Here is a 19,698-nt window from a genome sequence, read left to right as displayed (position 1 = left end):
AATTAAGTCTTATGCATTAAGATGTTAGGTGGCGATTCAGCTTTAGGGTTGATAATGGTTTTATTATTCGAATAAACTATTATTATAAAATATAAATATTATGATAGAAATTAAAGACTTACATAAATCCTACAAAATGGGAAGCTCCGAATTACATGTCTTAAAAGGCATTAATTTTAATATTAAAGAAGGGGAACTAGTTGCTATAATGGGTTCTTCTGGTTCTGGAAAATCGACTTTACTAAATATTCTTGGGATTTTAGATGAAGCGGATTCGGGAAATTATATATTAGATAAAGTTCCAATCAAAAAATTAAATGAGACTATCGCTTCAAGATACCGCAATCAATTTTTAGGTTTTGTTTTTCAATCTTTTAACCTGATTAATTATAAAAGTGCATTAGATAATGTGGCTATGCCTTTGTATTATCAAGGTGTAAAGAGAAAAGAAAGATACGAAATTGCGATGCGATACCTTGAAAAAGTGGGATTGGGTACGCATTCACATCATTTACCTTCGGAACTTTCTGGAGGACAAAAACAACGTGTGGCTATCGCTAGAGCATTGGCATCAAACCCAAAAGTATTATTGGCCGATGAACCTACAGGGGCTTTGGATACTAAAACTTCATATGAGGTAATGGAATTAATTCAAGGTATTAATGATGAAGGGAAAACGATATTAATTGTTACTCATGAGCCGGATATTGCAGCTATGTGTAAAAGAAATGTTGTTTTAAAAGACGGATTAATCATTGATGATAAAATGGTAGAACAAGTTAGAGCAGCTGCTTATGTTTAATACAGAACGCTGGCAGGAAATATTTGAAGCTATTGCTAAGAATAAACTGAGAACATTTCTCACGGGTATTTCTGTGGCTTCTGGTATTTTTATTTTAGTGATACTTCTGGGCGTGGGTAAGGGGCTTGAAAACGGGATATCTAAACAGTTTGAAAACGATGCAGATGGGGTTATTTGGATTTGGGCCGGAACCACCACAAAAGAGTATAAAGGATTAAATCCAGGAAGGCAGATTCAGCTGCATAATATTGATTATGAGTTGTCAACGCAAAAATTTGATAAACAAATAGACAAAGAGAGTTCCAATTATGCGCTTTGGAATGCGAATATTGTTTATGGTAAAGAAACGGGGAACTATGATAATCAAGGAGTAACTCCCGAGCATCAGGCAATAGAGAGACTTACTATTATAAAAGGCAGATTTATAAATGCGAATGATTTAATTAATAGTACAAAAGTCGCAGTAATTGGTGAAAAACTAAGGTTGGATTTATTTAAAGATAAAGAAGCAGTAGGGGAAGAAATTGCTATAAGTAATATAAAGTTCAAAGTTGTTGGTGTCTTTATGGATCCTGGTGGAGAAAGAGAAGAATCTAGAGCTTATTTGCCATTGACTACTGTACAAAAGGTTTTTGTGGGTAGTGACAAGATTAGTAATTTGGCTTTTACACTTCATAAAAAAGATACTTACGAAGAGGCTTTAGCAGAGTCAGTTAAGTTTACTACAGAGATTAGCCAAATGCTTAAAGGTAAAAATACTGTTTCACCAGATGATTTGAGTGGTATTGGAATCAATAGTACAATTGAAAACGTTAAGCAATTTTACGATTTAAATTTATATATCAGATTGTTTTTTTGGTGGGTCGGAATTTGTACCATCATTGCTGGTGTTGTTGGGGTAAGTAATATTATGATGATTATTGTAAAGGAAAGAACAAAAGAAATTGGAATCAGAAAAGCGCTAGGTGCTTCTCCATTCTCTATTGTTGTAATGATTTTACATGAATCTATTTTTATAACTACTATTTCTGGATTTGTAGGGCTTTTATCAAGTTTGTTATTACTAGAATTTGTAGGTCCGCTGGTTAAAAGTGATTATTTTTTGAATCCTGAAGTGAATTTTGGAGTGGCTTTAACTACTTTAATTTTACTTGTCTTTGCAGGAGCTTTAGCTGGTTTTTTTCCAGCTTATAGAGCAGCAAGTATTAAACCGATTGTAGCACTTAGAGACGAATAATTATGTTTGATAGAGATAGATGGATTGAAATTTTAGAGGCGCTAACGGCAAATACTTTCCGAACTGTTTTAACTGCTTTCGGTGTTTTTTGGGGAATTTTTATCTTAGTAATTTTATTAGCTGCGGGTAAAGGTTTAGAAAATGGTGTTAAAAAGGGTTTTGATGGAATTGCTACAAACACCATGTTTATGTGGAGTCAAACTACTTCAAAACCGTATAAAGGGCTTCCAAAAACAAGGCAGTATCATTTTATAAACAATGATGTTGTCGCCTTAAAGGAAAATTTTCCAGATCTTCTATATGTTTCTCCAAGAAATCAATTAGGTGGGCACAATGAAGCCAGTAACGTTATCCGAGGAACAAAAACGGGTTCGTATACCATTTTTGGAGATTATCCGGAGTTGGTTAAACAAGAGCAAATGGAAATTGTTAATGGACGTTTTGTCAATCAACAAGATATTCTATTGAAACGGAAAGTAGCAATTATAGGCCGTGGTGTAATTAGTGAATTGTATGATAGAACTGAAGATGTTATTGGTTCTTATATTAAAGTTAATGGCGTAAATTTTATGGTGGTGGGTGTTTATAATTCAAAATCTAGAAATAATGGAGATGCTGAATCGGCTCAAAAAAATATATTTATACCATTTTCTACTTTTCAGCAAGCTTTCAATTATGGGGATACTGTGGGATGGATGGCATTAACTGCCAATGATAATGCGTCGATAACAACTTTAAAACCTCAAATATTAGACTTTATAAAATCCAGACATTCAATACATCCTGATGATGATCGAGCCATTGGTAATTTTGACTTATACCAAGAGTTTAGTAAGATCCAAGGATTGTTTTTAATTCTAAAATTTATAGCTTATTTCGTAGGGACTTTGGTATTGCTATCTGGAGTGATAGGGATTTCAAATATCATGTTAATCGTAGTAAAAGAGAGAACTAAAGAAATAGGAATTCGTAGAGCCTTAGGAGCTACGCCAGCTGCAATTCGATCTCAAATCTTATTAGAAGCTATTTTTTTAACAATCATTGCAGGGATGTTTGGTATTGCCATGGCGACTGGAGTTGTTGCACTTATTAATATGGTATTAGATAGTATGCCTAGTGAGGGAATGATGTTTGCTAACCCCAGTGTTGACCTGACTGTAGTTTTTATTGCCTTATTTATATTAGTAGGATCAGGTTTGTTAGCTGGATATATTCCTGCACAAACGGCAATAAATATCAAACCAGTAGATGCATTACGAACGGAATAAATTATCAATCAAAAAATAAACGAATAAATCAAAACAAATGAAAAAAGGAGTAACCATAACTATTTTAATTTTTATCGCCTTAGTCTTTTTTGGAGCGTTATATTATTTATATGCAAAAAATCAACAAGCTCCCGTAGTTTTTAAAACGGATAAAGCGGAAATTAAAACAATTGTTAAAAATACTATTGCTACAGGAAATATTGTGCCAGATGAAGAGGTCTTAATAAAACCTAATATTTCGGGAATTATTGAAGCTGTCTATATTAAAGCCGGGCAAAACATTAAAGCAGGAGATTTAATTGCTAAAATTAAAGTGGTTGCTAATGTTTCTAATTTAAGTAATACGCAAAATCAATTGCAGTCGTCTAAAATTGAATTAGATAATCAAGAAAAATTACATCAAAGACAAAAAACATTGTTTGATAAAGGGGTTATTTCAGCAAATGATTACGATGCGGCTCAATTAGCGTATAATAGTGCAAAGCAAAATTATAACGCAGCTAGAAGAAGCTTAGATATTGTTAAAACAGGAACTACATCTGGACTTGGGGGTTATGCTAATACTTTAATCCGATCTACTGTAAACGGAATGGTACTTGACGTTCCTGTAAAAGTGGGGAATCAGGTTATTGAGAGTAATAACTTTAATGAAGGGACGACAATTGCCAGTGTTGCTGATGTAGGAAGAATGATTTTTGTTGGTAAAATTGATGAATCAGAAGTAGGTAAAATAAAAGAAAAGTTACCTATCGAAATTACTGTAGGCGCAATTGAAAATAAAAAATTTGATGCTGTTTTGCAATATATAGCACCAAAGGGTGTGACGGAAAATGGTGCGATTCAATTTGAAATAAAAGCCTCTTTAGAAAATAGAGATGACACCTTTATTCGAGCTGGATTAAGTGCTAATGCTTCTATTATTTTAGAAAAAGCAGATAAAGTTTTAGCATTAAAAGAAGCGCTAATTCAATTTGATAAAAAAACACAATTGCCTTATGTTGAAGTAGAAACTAGCTCCCAAAAATTTGTTAGAAAGGATCTTGTTTTAGGTGTGAGTGATGGGATTTATGTTCAAATAAAAAGCGGAATAACGGCTTCTGACAAGATAAAAATTTGGAATCAAGGTTTAAAAGGCCCAGATTCTAAAGAATAAAAAACAGATTAAAAGATTTTTAGTTTATAGATAAATGTTAAATTTGTGTAGTACCTTTGTTACACTTCCATTCAAAATATATGAAAAAAAATAGTTGGATACCTTTAGTTTTACTCTTTGCCTTTAGTTTGTCATCAAGTGCACAAACTAAAAAATGGACTCTAGAAGAGTGTGTGAAATATGCATTAGATCATAATATTTCAATAAAACAAACAGCATTAGATAGTGAGTCCGCTTTAATTGATAAAAAAGGAGCACTGGGTAGTTTTCTTCCTTCGGTTAATGCTTCAGCCTCTCATTCATGGAATATTGGTTTGAATCAAGATATTACTACGGGGCTTTTGCAAAATAAAACTACGCAATTTACCTCGGCTGGTGCTAGTGTTGGTGTTGATATTTATAAAGGACTGCAAAACCAAAATACACTTAGAAAAGCAAGGCTTTCAATAATTGTAGCAAAGTATCAATTAACAAAAATGCAAGAAGATATTGCACTTAATGTTGCGAATGCTTTTTTACAAGTGCTCTTTAATAAAGAAAATTTAAAGGTGCAAAATGAACAATTGAGTATAAATGGAAAGCAGTTAACTCGTTCCAGAGAATTGGTAAATGCTGGAACAATACCTAGGGGTGACTTATTAGACATTCAAGCTACTTTGGCATCGGATAATCAAAAAGTCATAGCTGCCGAAAACTCGTTGTTGATCTCAAAATTAAGTTTAGCGCAATTACTTCAATTGGATAGTTTTGAAAATTTTGATGTAGTTGATGATACAATGGCTAAAGATGAAAATAATATATTGTCTCAAGAGCCTACTGCCATTTACGATAAAGCAAAAGAGGGAAGAACAGAGTTAAAAATTGCTCAAACTAATCTAGAAATTGCCGAAAAAAATGTAGCTATTGCAAAAGGGAAATTTCAACCTACTTTACAAGGTTTTTATAATTTTAATACGAGAATATCATATGCTGATATTGCGTTAAGAGATAGCAATGGAGCTGTTATCGGAGTACAGTCTGCACCACCGTTCTTTAATCAGTTTAGTGATAATAAAGGGCAGTCTTATGGTGTACAACTGAATATTCCTATTTTTAATGGATTCTCTGCTAGAAATAATGTAGAGCGCTCTAAAGTAAGTTTAGAGAAGTCTAAGATTGCATTAGAACAACAAAATTTAGATTTGCAAAGAAATGTTTATACTGCATTTGCGGATGCAAAAGGAGCATTAAAATCTCATGAATCTGCTCTTGTGGCATTGGAATCGAGACAAGCTTCTTATAATTATGCCAAGGACAAATTTGATGTTGGTTTGATGAATTCTTTCGATTTGAATCAATCACAAACATTACTGTCGAATGCGCAATCAGAAGTTTTGAGAAGCAAATACGATTACATTTTTAAAATTAAAATATTAGAATTCTATTTCGGAATTCCTATCATTAAAAACTAAATACATTATGTCAAAAAAATCAATTTATTATATAGTTGGTGGAGTAGTTCTACTTATAGTTGCATTAATAGCGCTTTCAAAAGCTGGAATAATAGGAAATAAGGACAAAGGTACCGAAGTAGAAATTGCTCAGGTAAATACTTCAACAATTGTTGAAACAGTATCGGCAACTGGAAAAATTCAACCTGAAATCGAAGTGAAAATTTCATCAATGGTTTCTGGAGAAATTATTTCATTACCTGTAAAAGAAGGGCAAGTCGTGAAAAAAGGAGAATTATTGGTAAAAATAAATCCGGATTTATATACTTCTAGTTTAAATAGAACGATTGCTGGTCTATCAGGTTCAAAAGCAGGATTAACTCAAGCTGATGCTCAGTTTAATGAGGCTAAGTCAAGTTATGAAAGAAATAAAACTTTGTTTCAAAAAGGAATTATCTCTAAATCTGATTGGGACAAAGCCATAGCTTCTTATGAAGTGGCCAAGGCGACAAAACAATCGGCATATTTTAATGTACAAAGTGCTTCGGCATCTGTAAATGAAGCTAAAGACAATTTAGGGCGTACTATTATATACTCTCCTGCAGATGGAACAATTTCTATGCTTAATGTTGAATTAGGAGAGCGTGTTTTAGGAACACAACAAATGACAGGTACTGAGCTTTTAAGAGTAGCCAACTTGAATAATATGGAAGTTGAAGTGGATGTAAATGAAAATGACATCGTTAAAATTAAAGAAGGGGATGAAGCTAACGTTGAAGTTGATGCTTATTTAAAAAAGAAATTTAAGGGTGTGGTTACAAGTATTTCTAATTCTGCAAGTAGTACTTTGACTTCAGATCAAGTAACTAATTTTAAAGTTAAAGTACGAATTGTTAAAGAATCGTACCAAGATTTATTAGTAGGGAAACCGGCTACTTATTCTCCTTTTAGACCTGGAATGACAGCTACAGTTGATATTATGACTAAAACAAAAGCAAACGTGCTGAATGTTCCAATTAGTTCTATCGTTATCAAGTCTGATACAGCAGCAGTAAAAGAAGTTAAAATGGTGGAGACTCCCGAAGAAAAAAATGCAACTCCAAAAAGCGATAAAAAGTTTGAGTGTGTTTTTGTGAAAGTGGGTGATAAAGCTAAAATACGGATTATTAAAACGGGAATTCAAGACGATATAAATATTGAAATACTTAGCGGTTTGAAAAAAGGTGATGTTGTAATTACGGGACCTTATACTACTGTTACAAAAGAATTAAACTCTGGTGATAAAGTAGTGTTGAAATCAGATAAGAAAGAAGATAAAAAATAGATTATTCAATAACTAGTATTGAATATTTTTAAAACCCTTTGTGAGAGCAAAGGTTTTTTGTTTTCAATTAAGAAGTCTTTCAATTTTTGAATTGTTTTCTATGCCGTTTTTTTATTCCTTTGCAGAGCCTTTGATGGTTCCTTTTTTTTTCTAATTTAAATCTCATAATGACGTGTCATATATTCTAAATATTGAAACAGCTACAAAAAACTGTTCTGTTGCAATTGCAAAAGAGGGTAAAACGATTGTTTGTAATGAAATTGCTGAAGAAGGATATTCTCATGCAGAGCGACTACATGTTTTTATGGAGTCGGTTTTGACAGAAGCAGGAATTACATTTAAAGATTTAGCCGCAGTTGCTGTAAGTCAAGGCCCAGGATCGTATACAGGACTTCGCATTGGCGTTTCAGCAGCCAAAGGACTCTGTTTTGCCTTGTCAATCCCTTTGATAGCTGTAGATACTTTAAAAGTGTTGGCAGCACAAACGAAAGTCTCAGATGGATTAATTATTCCTATGATTGATGCTCGAAGAATGGAAGTGTATAGTGCTATTTTCTCTGCTGAATTAGAAAATAAAAGAGAAACTCAAGCTGAAGTTATTACTGAAAATTCTTTTGAAAATATAAAAGAGCCCATTTATTTTGTAGGTGACTGCGCTGAGAAATGTAAAACGGTATTAACAAAAGATAATTTTATATTTCTTGATGATATAAAATACCCATCAGCTAGAGAAATGTGCGCTCTTAGCTTTGCGAAATATGCAATAAACGATACTGTCGATGTAGCCTATTTTGAACCTTATTATTTAAAGGATTTTATGATTACTACTCCAAAAAAGTAATGGTTAATTGCTTTGAGACATTTCTTTCACATACGGTTGTATATTGATTCCAGCATTGTCAAATGCTGCTTTGCAGTTTTCCAAAGTTTCTGTAAAAACAGCTCCAAAATCTTCATTAGTTGCCCAAGGTCTTACTGCTAATTGAATAGCGCTATCAGTTAGGTTTTTAACAAAAACCTCTGGTTTTGGAGTTTGAAGCACTTTTGGGTTATTGTTTAAAATTTCAATAATTAAATCTTTTGCTTTTTTAATATCCGAATCATAAGAGATAGAGAAGGTCAAATCAGCACGTCTGTTTTTTTGTAAAGAGTAATTTATGATAGTGCCGTTAGACAATACTCCATTTGGAATAAAAACCGTTTGATTGTTGGCGGTGATTAATTTGGTTACAAAAATTTGAATTTCATTGACTGTTGCGAGTGTACCTTGAGCTTCTATTGTATGTCCCACTTTGAATGGCTTAAATAGAATAATTAGCATTCCTCCTGCAAAATTAGATAAGGAACCTTGTAATGACAGTCCTACAGCAAGTCCCATTGCACCTAAAATAGCAACAAATGAAGAAGTCTCAATTCCTAGTTTAGAAATGAATGTTACAAATAGTAATACTCTTAAGACCCATAATAAAATATCAGCTAAAAACTTGGTTAGTGTGGGGTCAAGCTCTCTTTTAACCATTATTTTTCTAATAAGCCTATTGATAATGCGAATTGAGTATAACCCAATGAAAAGAATAATAAAAGCTGATATCAGTTTAGGAGAATAAGTAATAAATTCTTTAAAATATATGTTGGCATAATTAGTAACAACATCGGTAGTTAGGGTCATTTTTAGGTAATAAAAAACCTTCTATTATAAAGAAGGTTTGTGTTTATAAAGCAAAATTACAAAAAATAATAGAGTAATTAATTGACTTATTCTCCAATTTTATTTTGAGCGTCTTCTTGATTGTCTTGCGGTGTTAAAGATTTAATTTTATCACTTGCTATTCCTTTGGCTTCGACCGCTAAATGATCTATTTTGTCTTTTGCAATTTCGGCATTTTCTTTAATAGAAGCGATAGTTTTTCCTAATACATCCCCAGCTTCTTGACTGAACTCGCTGATTGTCTCTTTAGCTTGGTCTGCATAATCTTCAACTTTTTCTATCATTGGAGCAGCTGCTGTTTTTGCACCTTCCATCGCTTTTTCTGTTTTTGAGGCTAATTCACTAGCGGTTTCTTTAGCCTTAGCCATTGTCTCTTCGGCAAAATTTTCTGCTTTCTCAATATAAGGAGTTGACGCTTCTTTTGCTTGCTCCAACTTAATTTCTGCTTTATTAGCTAATTCACTCGAAGATTCTTTGGCTGAGCCAAATAAATTTTTAAAAAATGATGATACTCCCATAATGTTTTATTGTTTTAAATTTCTAATACAATATTAAACAATTTTATTGCAATTAATTTATTGGTTATCAATATTTTGTGATTTTATTTTAAAATGTAGAAACAATGATGTAGTTGTACAAAAAAAGCGTTTCGTAAGAAACGCTTTAATTTTTTTTAGAATAAAGTTTACTCAAGTTCGAATGTTACTTTAAGTGTTACTCGGTATTCTGATATTTTGCCTCCATCTACTGATGCACTTTGATCTTTAACATATACAGATCGTATATTTTTTACAGATTTTGATGCTTTCGTTATGGCTTTTTGTGTTGCTTCTTCCCAACTCGTTTTTGAACTTGAGAGTAATTCAATTACCTTTAATACTGACATAATTTCTACTTTTTTAGTTAAACTTAAATTTAACTAATTTTTTAATTTTCCCCCTATAAAAAAGGTTAAATATATCATAATTATCAGTAAATCAGTATTTTGTAATTATTAGGCGTTAGCGGCTTCTACATTTATTTTATCGTCGTTAAGCATGCTTTTTAGCATGTTTTCTATTCCGCTTTTTAAAGTAAATGTTGATGATGGACAGCCACTACAAGCTCCTTGGAGTGTTACTTTTACGGTTTTAGAAGTTTCGTCATAGGATTCAAAGGCAATGTTACCACCGTCAGCAGCAACAGCAGGTTTTACATATTCTTCTAATATATTAATGATTTTTTGAGAAGTTTCGTCTAATGAATCAAAATTTGCATCTTTTGTTTTTTCGTCTTTTACAATAGTTTGAATTAGACTTTCGTCTAAAACTGTTCCTCCATTTTCAATATATTGTTTGATGAAGCTTCTTAATTCCAAAGTAATTTCCTCCCAGTTATTGACCTCATATTTGGTTACTGAAATATAATTTTCATCAATAAAAATTTCTTTTACATATGGGAATTTAAATAATTCTTTTGCTAAGGGAGATGAAGCAGTTTGGTCAATGTTTTTAAACTCAATAGGATTCTTAGTTAGCATTCTACTAACGACGAATTTTAAAGCTGATGGATTTGGTGTTGTTTCTCCATAAACAGTAATAGGCTGTTTTTTTGTTTTATTTTCCTCAATTGTAATTATGGTACCTCCATTAGTAACAAATGTTTCAATTTGTTCAGCAACGGCATCTTTTACATCATCCCATTCTACAATACTATATTTTTCAACAGCAATAAATTTTCCAGAAATGTATATCGTTTTTACAAATGGTAAATAGAATAATTGTTGTGCAAGTGGTGATGCTTTTGCTTCATCAATGTTTTTAAACTCAAAACTTTCATTTTTAGTAATGAAATCTTCAAATTCAAATTTTAGTATAGTTGGGTTTTGCGTTTCTTTTATGGTAACTTTTGTCATAACTTTTGTAAATTTTTACAAATTTAGTAAAGTTATTTTCTACGAATAACTATATTTGATATATTAATGAATAAATTAACTTTAGTTTAGTATTATTACGGACTATCTATTCTTTTTCTGTAACACTTATATTCATTTTTTATATAAAAGTATTTCAATGTATATCAAAATTAAAATTTTATTTGTACTTTTTTTTATTACTTCCTATTCTTTTTCACAAGAAGGTATCGCTGTATATTCTGATTATTTATCAGATAATTACTATTTGATCCATCCTTCGATGGCAGGTGCGGCAAATTGTGCAAAAATAAGACTTACCTCTCGTTCGCAATGGGCTGGTCAAGAAGATGCTCCTAAACTCCAAACAGTAAGTTTTAATGGCAGGGTGAGTGAGAAAGCAGGGGCAGGGATTATTCTTTTTAATGATAAAAACGGATATCATTCTCAAAAAGGAGTTAAATTATCCTATGCTTACCATCTTATGTTTTCTAGAGATGAAATAGATTTGAATCAATTGTCTTTTGGAATTAGTGCTGGTTTGATCCAGAGTCAGTTAGATGAAACTAGTTTTCTTCAATCAGGCGATTTTGATCCTATTATTGATGGAACTATAGTACAAAAAGATTCTTATTTCAATATGGATATTGGAGCTTCTTATAATTTTTTGGACTTTTATGTACATGGTACTGTAAAGAATGTACTTGAAACTAGAAGAGATATTTATACAGAATACGAAAGTGATAATTTAAGAAAGTTCTTATTGAGTACGGGATACGTTTTTGGGGACAAAGATAGAATTTTATGGGAACCATCTATTTTATTTCAATTAGTAGATAAAACAAAAGAAAAATCATTTGATTTTAATTTGAAAGCATATAAAAACATGGATTTTGGAACACTATGGGCGGGATTGTCCTACCGTAGAAGTTTAGATGGTGCAGAGTATTCAGATGCTTCAGGGATTTCTACACAAAAATTACAATATATTACTCCTATTATTGGAGTAAATTACAAAAATGTGATGTTTGCTTATACTTACTCTCATGTTTCTGGCGCAGTTAAATTTGATAATGGAGGATATCATCAAATTACTTTGGGGCTCAACTTGTTTTGTAAGCCTGAAAAATACGAATGTAACTGCCCTGCGATTAATTAATTCTAATTTTCTTTCATGTTAATAAAGTCGGTCAACGGAAAAACACCACTGATACCAAAAGATTGTTATGTTGCTGAAAATGCGACTATAGTCGGTGAGGTTAGTTTTGGTGATTCATGTAGTGTATGGTTCAATGCTGTTATTCGAGCAGATGTGAATTTTATTAAAATTGGTAATAAAGTAAACATTCAAGATGGTGCCATAATACATTGTACATATAAAAAGCACCCAACTATAATAGGTAATAATGTTTCCATTGGGCATAATGCTATTGTTCATGGCTGTACTGTACATGACAATGTTTTGATAGGTATGGGAGCGATTGTAATGGATAATTGTATTATTGAAAGTAATTCAATTGTTGCTGCTGGAGCTGTTATTACTCAAAATACAGTTGTTTCTTCAGGTTCGATTTGGGCTGGTGTTCCTGCCAAGAAAGTAAAAGATATTGATCAGTCTAATTTTGCAGGGGAAATTGAACGTATTTCTAACAATTATGTAATGTATTCCAGTTGGTTCAAAGAAGAAGAATAATCAGTTTTACTTTTCAATAATTAATAGGATGGGAAAAAGAAAAGATAAAGCATCACATATATTAAATACGTCATCAACTTTATTAGGAATATGTTTTTTAGTACTTACTTCTATTAAACTCAATAACAGCAGCGAGACTACAATTATTGATCAACTTATAGCAATTTCTATTGTGATGTTTATGACAAGTAGTATTCTGTCTTTTTTATCCATGCGAAAAACTAAAAAACCAAGTGCTCATTTTGAAAAAATAGCAGATTTAATTTTCTTGATAGGTCTTTTTTCATTGTTCATCATAACGATGTTGGTCACTTTGAACATCATTAAATGATAGGGTTTATATAATAAAAATTTATAAATTGATTCGTTCAAAGAAGGAACTCTTGTAGCTTTCGCTAATAGGTATTCTTTTTTCGGCAATTACTACTTTGTTTTTCTGGATTGACTTGACGTGTTTTATATTAATGATGTAAGAACGATGTATTCTAGAGAATCCCTTTGATGAAAGTAAGTTTTCGAGTTTTATTAAGCTAATTAATGTCAAAGTATATTTGTTGTCAGTGGTATATATTTTGACATAGTCCTTCAAGCCTTCAATATATAAAATATCCGAAAAATTCAATTTAACATTTTCATATTCAGCTCTTACGAACATAAAATCTTGCTCGATTTCAGGTGCAGAAATCAAATTTGTATTTGTTGGTACATTTTGTGGGTTGAAAATTTGTTGCGCCCTCATTACTGATTTCAAGAATCTATGAAATGGGATTGGTTTTACTAAATAATCTACAGCACCAAGATTAAAACCCTCCACAGCATAGTCAGAATAAGCTGTGGTAAATATTATTAATGGTTTTTTATCAATTGCATTAATAAAGTCAATACCGGAAAAATGGGGCATTTCTATATCTAAAAAAATTAAATCTACATTAGATTGGTTGATTATTGATATTGCATCAATGGCGTTGTTGAAGGTGTTAACAAGTTCAAGTGAATCTACTTTGCTAACAAATTCTTTAATCAAATCAACCGCTAGTGGTTCATCATCTATAATAACACATTTCATCATATTTTCTATTTAATAACTTTTTATTTTAATCTAGATAATGGTTCCTTGTGTTTGATCTAAAATCAGATTTAAATGTACGCTATAATTATTTTCAGTTTCAGTTATAGTCAGTTGATGCGAATTTGGATAGAGAAGATCGAGTCTGCTTTCAATGTTTGTTAGTCCAATTCCAGAGTTTTCAGGATCTTTTTTATAATTTTCCATTTTATTTTCTATCCAAAAATCCAAAACATTCTCGGTAATACTAATTTTAATTTTTACATAGGCTACTCCTTTGTAATCCGTCCCGTATTTGAAAGCATTCTCTATAAAAGAAATTAAAAGTAAGGGTTCTATATATTTATTTCTAGTTTCTCCATGAATATTTATATAAATATTTTCAATATTGTTAAGTCGTAACTTTTGTAGTTCAATATAATTTTTAATGTAGTTTATCTCTTTTTCAAGAAATACAGTTTTATTATCTGTTTCATAAAGCATATAACGCATCATTTCGGATAAGGTAACTATGGCATCTGGAACCAAATCAGATTTCTTATAAGCTAATGAATAAATGCTATTGAGAGCGTTGAATAAAAAATGTGGATTGGTCTGTTTTCTCAAATAGTTTAGTTCAGTAGTAGTTTTATGAGTTTCAGCTATAAGCTTATTTTGCTGATTATTATAAAATTCCGATAACGTTTTAATAATTGTACTTGTAGCTATTATAAAAACATAAAAAATGGAGGGAAATATTTTCATAAAAAAAGGAGCCCTTCCCTGAAAAACCTTTGATCTTATCATTTCATGGCCTGAGGAGTCGAACATTCTTGGATGAGCGAACTCTTTGAAACTTGGCATGAAATAGATTGACCTTATAATCATAAAAAAAGTGATTATCGATAGTATTACTGCTAAAAAGAACCAGTATTTTTTATTCAAGAGTAATTTTGGGACAAAATAAAAATAATTTAAATAAAACAAAATGATGCCAGTAGTCCATTGTACGTAGAAATCAGGTTTTATAAATAAAAGATTTTCTGAAAAAGAAATTAAAGAAGTAATAATAAAAAAGCACCAAATGATACTATGTACTAGTATTTTGTTTAAATTGTTATTCTTAATTCCGTCTAATTTCATCTAGGTTTTTATAGCTAATAAAAATAAATCTTTTTTTGTTACAGTAGGGGATAAATTGTCTTTCAGTTTTTGCAATACTAAATTACCCACTTTTAAGGCTTCTTCTTCGGTTTTGAAGCTTTTATTCTCACTTATTACAGGGATTACCGTTTGTTTAATAATTATTTTTTCATCTTTAGTTATTATATATCCCCAACCAGAATCATTTTTTAAAGATTTTACTTTTAAATTTTCGGTGTGATTACACGAAATAAATAAAGAAAAACTAAATATCAATAAAATAGTGTATTTGTTTACTAGAAATAGATTCTTCTGGATTGTTGCCCAGAAGAATCTATTGTTTAAATTAATTGTCATCATCGCTTTGTTCGTCTAATGGTTTAAATTCCCAAGAATCATCAAAATAGGAAGATCCTGACCTTCCTAATAATAGGAATCCACGTTGGTTGATTGCAAACCCTGTTGCATCAGTTCGTGCAGATCCCTCAAGAGACGTTCTTTCTTCCCAAATATCGTTTGTAGGATCGTACTCCCAAACGGATCTGGTACCTTCTCCACAGGCTACATATCCAAATCCATTCATTGAAAAACTGGATGCATTAGACCTTACAATTACATAGTCATCATTGTATGAATAATCATCATCGTCGTCTTGATCGATATCACGTTTTCTTGTCCATATGTCAGTTGCAGGATCAAACATCCAAAAATCTACTTGATATGTTCCACTATTAACCCCTAACCCTAAGTATACTTTATCATCAATTACAAAAATACTTGCGCCTCTACGTTTGTTTCCACTAAAGCCATTTACTAATGTCCAAGTGTTTTCCGTTGGGCTATATTGGTAAAAATCTTTAAGGTAATTTCCATCATATCCCGTTCCAAAGTAGGCTTTTCCACCTGCTTGAAACCCTACTGCAGAATAGCGCGCTGTCCCAGCAAAATCGGCTTTTTGAGTCCAACTATTACTTACTGGATCATATTCATAAAAGTCTTTCAATTTATTCGTCCCATCATAACCAAGACCTACATACCCTTTAGAATTTAATTCAAATCCCGAGGCCGCACTTCTTTCTACACCTGTAAAGTCTGCTTTTTGCTCCCAGTAATCGCCATCTGAATTGTATGCCCATAGATCTTTTAAATATTCATCTCCTGTATATCCTGTTGTAACATATGCATAACTACCAATCACAAAACTTGTTGCACTGGATCTTGCAGGACCATCAAAGGAGGACTTTTTAATCCAGTTTCCAACTAAATCATCATCGTCATCATTGCTACAACTTACCAATACTAAACTCATAATAAGTGTGGTGAACAACATTCCTTTTTTTAAACTATTCATATATTTATTGTTTTTGTTAATGTTTGAATTTTATACCTATATTAAAAATGTATCCGTTGTTACTATTAAAATCATATTTTAAATCCCCTTTATTATCCGTTAGATAATATTTATTATGGAATCCGTAACCTCCTTTGAAATTTATTGACCAGGAAGAATCTATACTTCTTTCGTATTCAAGTGTTGTTGCCATTTGTGAATAGGTCATTTTTGTTGCGTTATTATAATTGTCATTTGGCTCAGGAGTATCTAAATTGTAAATAGCCCCTTGGAAATTATTTTTAAACAAGAATGTGTTTTTATTATTATTCGAATATGAAAACTGTGAATTTGGGAACCCAATCTCAATTGCCATATTTTGATGCATACGATGTAGGAATGAAAATGTTGGCAGAATAGTTGTTTTTCCAAAAAGGGTACTTCTTTGAGTACCTATAGATATTGAGTTTGAAGGATTAAAAATGTGATTTATTTTTAGTCCGCCTAATATATTTACATCTGAAATCCCTACATTTTCTTCAAAATTGATTGTTGGTTTAATTTCGATATTCAAGCTTGTTTTTCTATTTAAAGCATATGTAATTTCAAAATTATTTTCAAAACTGGAAAAATTAGTAAGGTTATCTTGTAAGTTGTATTTTTCTAATTCATAATTTATTCCTGTTTTTTTGTATTTTAAAGTATTTGTTATTTTAATTTCCGAACCAATGTTTTTTAAAACACCAAACCCAATTTCGGTTTCGTTCCTAGTTATTTTTTCTGTTGGTTCTGTTTTTGTATTTAATTCTAAAGAGAAACTGCTTTGGGCAGAAATATCTAAAATTGAAAACAGAAACAGCAGTGCTGCATAAATCTTTATTCTCATTGTTTTTTTATTGTTTCAAAAGTAGTTGCATTATCTAATCTAAAAAAAGAAGATATATATACCCGCCTATTTCATAGACAAACGGGTCGTTTATATAGCTGAATCAATATTACAGTTGAGTTATTGCAGTTGTAGTCATAATGTGGCTTTTTATAGAGATAAAACTAGGAACGGTATATGTTATAATGCACTATAAAAATGGCTCTTATATATTTGTTCAAAAACATTTATGTATAAGTTATTGTTGTTGCTTTTTCTTGGAGCTGTAATAACCTCTTGTAATTCTGATGTAGATACAGGAGAGTTCGTTGTTGGGTCGGATTATTTATCAGTAAATAATAAAGTTATATTGATAGATACTTTGACGGTTGATGTTTCGACAATTAATTTGGATTCATTAATAACGTCAAGTCAAAAAAGAATTTTAGTTGGAAATTATGACGATCCATATTTTGGGAAGGTAAAATCAGATAGTTATTTTCAATTGTCTTCGTCGGGGTATACTTTAAATACGGATAATTCTGATACTGATGCTCCAAACTATGTTTTTGATTCTATACGAATGATTTTGAGGCCTGATAAGTATTACTATGGCGATACTACTAAAGTACAAACAATTAGTATTCATCGATTACTTCAAAAAGTGAAGCCAAATGTTGATGACACCAATTTTTATAATGATTCCAGTCTTGACTTTGATTCTGAAAGTTTAGGTTCTGTTTCATTCAGGCCAAAACCCCACAGTAAAGATTCTGTTGTTGTAAATATTAAAGATGTTTTTGGAGATGCTCTTTTTCAAAAAATAAAAAAAAGAGAGATAACAAATTTTGACGAGTTTACTGAATATTTTAGGGGACTTGTTATAAAAACAACAACTAGTGGTTCTTCAAGTATTGTAGGTTTCAATACGGCTAGCGTACTCCGATTGTATTATTCAAAATATTTGGGAAATTCTGATGAGTCACTAGTCAAGGATTTTAATATTTTGGATGCGACAAAGCAGTTTAATAATATAAGTTTGGACAGAAGCGGTACTTTAATAAAGGACTTGCCAGTTTTTACAGACCACTTGTCTAGTTTGCAAACTGGAAATAACGCATTCATTCAATCTGGAACAGGCTTGGCATGTAGAATTGATTTTCCAAATATAAAACAACTGAAATACATTTCGGATAAAGGGGCAATTGTTGATGCTCAACTCATTATTAAACCCATAAGCAATTCCTATTCTGATTCCTATCCATTGGTAGATTCCTTACGAGTTTTTGTGGCAGACAAATTAAATAGAATTTCAGGTACTTTGAATAGTACGGGCAGTGCTACGTATGCTATTTTGAATACCGATGCTGATGAGTTTAATGAAAACATAGGGTATAAAGTATCTATTGGTACTTTTTTGCAAAATGAAATGATAAAAAAGTCTGATTCAAGGTTGTCATTAATTCTCACTTTACCAAGTATTTCCAAAGCAGTAGATCGATTACTAGTGGGAGATCAAAAAAATAGCAACAATAAAATTCAATTGAAAATTTATTATATTTCTTATTAAATGAAAAATAAAATAGCGCTTGCAAGTTTATTTATGCTTTTTACCATAAATACATTTTCACAAAGTATATCAAGTTCACCTTATTCCATGTATGGTTTGGGGAGCTTATATGATTCTGATTTCGGTTCGATTTCTTCTATCGGCTCTTCGGGAATTGCTTTGCCTTCCAATCGATTTATTAATAATCTAAACCCTGCATCTTTGGGTTATATGTATCAAAATCATTTTTTGTTTGATGTGGGTGGGAAGTCCATTTTATCCACTTATGAAAACAGTTCAAAAAAAGAAAGTAGAAATAATTTTCAGTTTTCTCATATTGCTTTAGCTTTTCCTGTAACGTCAAAATCTGCTGTTAGTGTTGCTTTACAACCGTATTCAAGCGCTGCTTTTAAAATATCAAATTTACTTTTGCCAATTGAAAATAGTGCTGACACTTATGTTTTGAATGCTTCTGGTTCAGGAGGGTTAAATGACTTTGACCTTTCTTATGGATACAGAATTGGAAAAAAAATTGCATTAGGGATTTCAACTAATTTCCTTTTTGGTAATACAATAGATAATAGAGACTATACTGTTTCGAACTCAATAACTACCATAAATAAAAAATCGTATTACAATGGAGTAAGGGTATCATTTGGAAGTCAGGTACAAATTGATTCTACATTGTCATTGGGTGTGAATTTTAAATCGCCGAGTCAAATTAAAGCTTCAAAAGTTCAATCTGTTATTTCGTATAATAACTCAATAACTACAACAATTGAAACGGACGCAAATTATGATGTAGATGATTATTATTTGCCTTTAGAAATTGGAGTAGGGTTAAGTAAGGTTTTTAAGAATAATTTAAACTTTACTATAGATTATAAAAAAAGCCTGTGGAATGGTACGAATCAATCTGATATATATGGGAATTATCTCAATCAAGATAAATTTGCTATGGGATTTTCGTATAGTAAAACGAAGAGTATAAGAAGTTATTTTGATAGAATTCAATATGCAACGGGATTTAATTATGATTCTGGATTTTTAGAAATTGATAATAAAAGAATTAATAATCTATCTTTTTCGGTTGGTGTTTCATTACCAGTTGAGAATCAAACTTTTTCAACTCTTAATGTGACGTATTCTTATGGTCAAAAAGGGAGTATTAGTAATGGTCTAATTAAGGAAAATTATCATAAAATTTCACTTAATTTAAGTTTAGATGGGATTTGGTTCGTTAAAAGAAAATTTGAATAA

General features: G+C 31.3%; 21 protein-coding genes. 12 read left to right on the top strand and 9 right to left on the bottom strand.

Features of this window, described 5'->3' with window-relative positions; all coding sequences use genetic code 11:
* The first annotated feature begins 100 nt into the window (after positions 1-100).
* From AB3G34_RS12205 to tsaB, 7 genes are all read left to right on the top strand, one after another.
* Positions 101-802: an ABC transporter ATP-binding protein gene (locus AB3G34_RS12205; RefSeq protein ID WP_367772143.1), complete on the top strand. Its 702-nt coding sequence runs from the start codon at positions 101-103 to the stop codon at positions 800-802.
* The gene (locus AB3G34_RS12200) at positions 795-2,039 is read left to right on the top strand and encodes an ABC transporter permease (protein ID WP_369752592.1); all 1,245 of its coding nucleotides are present in this window, start codon (positions 795-797) and stop codon (positions 2,037-2,039) included. Before AB3G34_RS12205 ends, AB3G34_RS12200 begins: the two co-directional genes overlap by 8 nt.
* Positions 2,040-2,041: 2 nt before the next feature.
* A complete protein-coding gene (locus AB3G34_RS12195; protein ID WP_367772139.1) occupies positions 2,042-3,307 on the top strand; it encodes an ABC transporter permease in 1,266 nt (421 codons plus the stop codon).
* A 37-nt stretch (positions 3,308-3,344) separates the two neighbouring features.
* Positions 3,345-4,460, top strand: a complete 1,116-nt coding sequence (locus AB3G34_RS12190; RefSeq protein WP_367772137.1) for an efflux RND transporter periplasmic adaptor subunit — start codon at positions 3,345-3,347, stop codon at positions 4,458-4,460.
* An 80-nt stretch (positions 4,461-4,540) separates the two neighbouring features.
* Positions 4,541-5,911, top strand: coding sequence for a TolC family protein (locus AB3G34_RS12185; RefSeq protein WP_369752591.1), 1,371 nt, complete (start codon positions 4,541-4,543; stop codon positions 5,909-5,911).
* A gap of 7 nt (positions 5,912-5,918) precedes the next feature.
* On the top strand, positions 5,919-7,214 hold the full coding sequence (locus AB3G34_RS12180) for an efflux RND transporter periplasmic adaptor subunit (protein WP_369752590.1): 1,296 nt from the start codon (positions 5,919-5,921) through the stop codon (positions 7,212-7,214).
* 172 nt (positions 7,215-7,386) lie between these two features.
* A complete protein-coding gene (gene tsaB / locus AB3G34_RS12175) occupies positions 7,387-8,055 on the top strand; it encodes a tRNA (adenosine(37)-N6)-threonylcarbamoyltransferase complex dimerization subunit type 1 TsaB (protein WP_367755332.1) in 669 nt (222 codons plus the stop codon).
* A gap of 3 nt (positions 8,056-8,058) precedes the next feature.
* Here the strand turns inward: tsaB and AB3G34_RS12170 are convergent, their stop codons facing one another.
* From AB3G34_RS12170 to AB3G34_RS12155, 4 genes are all read right to left on the bottom strand, one after another.
* The gene (locus tag AB3G34_RS12170) at positions 8,059-8,883 is read right to left on the bottom strand and encodes a mechanosensitive ion channel family protein (protein WP_367772131.1); all 825 of its coding nucleotides are present in this window, start codon (positions 8,881-8,883) and stop codon (positions 8,059-8,061) included.
* Positions 8,884-8,969: 86 nt separating this feature from the next.
* Positions 8,970-9,440, bottom strand: coding sequence for a YtxH domain-containing protein (locus tag AB3G34_RS12165; RefSeq protein WP_369752589.1), 471 nt, complete (start codon positions 9,438-9,440; stop codon positions 8,970-8,972).
* Between the two features lie 167 nt (positions 9,441-9,607).
* Complete coding sequence (locus tag AB3G34_RS12160; RefSeq protein ID WP_367755326.1) at positions 9,608-9,808, bottom strand: dodecin family protein; 201 nt, start codon at positions 9,806-9,808, stop codon at positions 9,608-9,610.
* A 108-nt stretch (positions 9,809-9,916) separates the two neighbouring features.
* A complete protein-coding gene (locus AB3G34_RS12155) occupies positions 9,917-10,816 on the bottom strand; it encodes a NifU family protein (RefSeq protein ID WP_367772127.1) in 900 nt (299 codons plus the stop codon).
* Between the two features lie 157 nt (positions 10,817-10,973).
* Here AB3G34_RS12155 and AB3G34_RS12150 point away from each other — a divergent pair, with 157 nt between their 5' ends.
* The 3 genes from AB3G34_RS12150 to AB3G34_RS12140 are packed head-to-tail and all read left to right on the top strand — an operon-like array spanning position 10,974 to position 12,837.
* Positions 10,974-11,972, top strand: a complete 999-nt coding sequence (locus AB3G34_RS12150) for a type IX secretion system membrane protein PorP/SprF (protein ID WP_367755322.1) — start codon at positions 10,974-10,976, stop codon at positions 11,970-11,972.
* A 15-nt stretch (positions 11,973-11,987) separates the two neighbouring features.
* A complete protein-coding gene (locus AB3G34_RS12145; protein ID WP_367772125.1) occupies positions 11,988-12,506 on the top strand; it encodes a gamma carbonic anhydrase family protein in 519 nt (172 codons plus the stop codon).
* Between the two features lie 28 nt (positions 12,507-12,534).
* Entirely contained in the window at positions 12,535-12,837 is a 303-nt protein-coding gene (locus tag AB3G34_RS12140) for a hypothetical protein (RefSeq protein WP_369752588.1), read from the top strand.
* 21 nt (positions 12,838-12,858) lie between these two features.
* Here AB3G34_RS12140 and AB3G34_RS12135 read toward each other — a convergent pair whose 3' ends face one another.
* The 5 genes from AB3G34_RS12135 to AB3G34_RS12115 all read right to left on the bottom strand — a co-directional run bounded on the left by AB3G34_RS12135 (position 12,859) and on the right by AB3G34_RS12115 (position 16,910).
* A complete protein-coding gene (locus AB3G34_RS12135) occupies positions 12,859-13,572 on the bottom strand; it encodes a LytR/AlgR family response regulator transcription factor (RefSeq protein WP_367757981.1) in 714 nt (237 codons plus the stop codon).
* A 33-nt stretch (positions 13,573-13,605) separates the two neighbouring features.
* Entirely contained in the window at positions 13,606-14,316 is a 711-nt protein-coding gene (locus tag AB3G34_RS12130) for a sensor histidine kinase (protein WP_369752587.1), read from the bottom strand.
* A gap of 378 nt (positions 14,317-14,694) precedes the next feature.
* The gene (locus AB3G34_RS12125; protein ID WP_369752586.1) at positions 14,695-15,054 is read right to left on the bottom strand and encodes a DUF4907 domain-containing protein; all 360 of its coding nucleotides are present in this window, start codon (positions 15,052-15,054) and stop codon (positions 14,695-14,697) included.
* Positions 15,041-16,045, bottom strand: a complete 1,005-nt coding sequence (locus tag AB3G34_RS12120) for a Kelch repeat-containing protein (RefSeq protein ID WP_367772121.1) — start codon at positions 16,043-16,045, stop codon at positions 15,041-15,043. Before AB3G34_RS12120 ends, AB3G34_RS12125 begins: the two co-directional genes overlap by 14 nt.
* A gap of 16 nt (positions 16,046-16,061) precedes the next feature.
* Positions 16,062-16,910 carry a DUF6268 family outer membrane beta-barrel protein gene (locus AB3G34_RS12115; protein WP_369752585.1) on the bottom strand — a complete coding sequence of 283 codons (849 nt, stop codon included), beginning with the start codon at positions 16,908-16,910 and terminating at the stop codon, positions 16,062-16,064.
* Between the two features lie 229 nt (positions 16,911-17,139).
* Between AB3G34_RS12115 and AB3G34_RS12110 the strand changes: the two genes are divergently transcribed.
* Positions 17,140-18,459, top strand: coding sequence for a DUF4270 family protein (locus tag AB3G34_RS12110; protein ID WP_367772119.1), 1,320 nt, complete (start codon positions 17,140-17,142; stop codon positions 18,457-18,459).
* On the top strand, positions 18,460-19,698 hold the full coding sequence (locus tag AB3G34_RS12105; protein ID WP_369752584.1) for an aromatic hydrocarbon degradation protein: 1,239 nt from the start codon (positions 18,460-18,462) through the stop codon (positions 19,696-19,698). It abuts the gene before it with no gap.

It is taken from the genome of Flavobacterium sp. WC2409 (assembly GCF_041200085.1).
Lineage (GTDB): Bacteria > Bacteroidota > Bacteroidia > Flavobacteriales > Flavobacteriaceae > Flavobacterium.
Note: the sequence above shows the minus strand (reverse complement) of the source record. Positions and strands in the feature narration are given on the sequence as shown.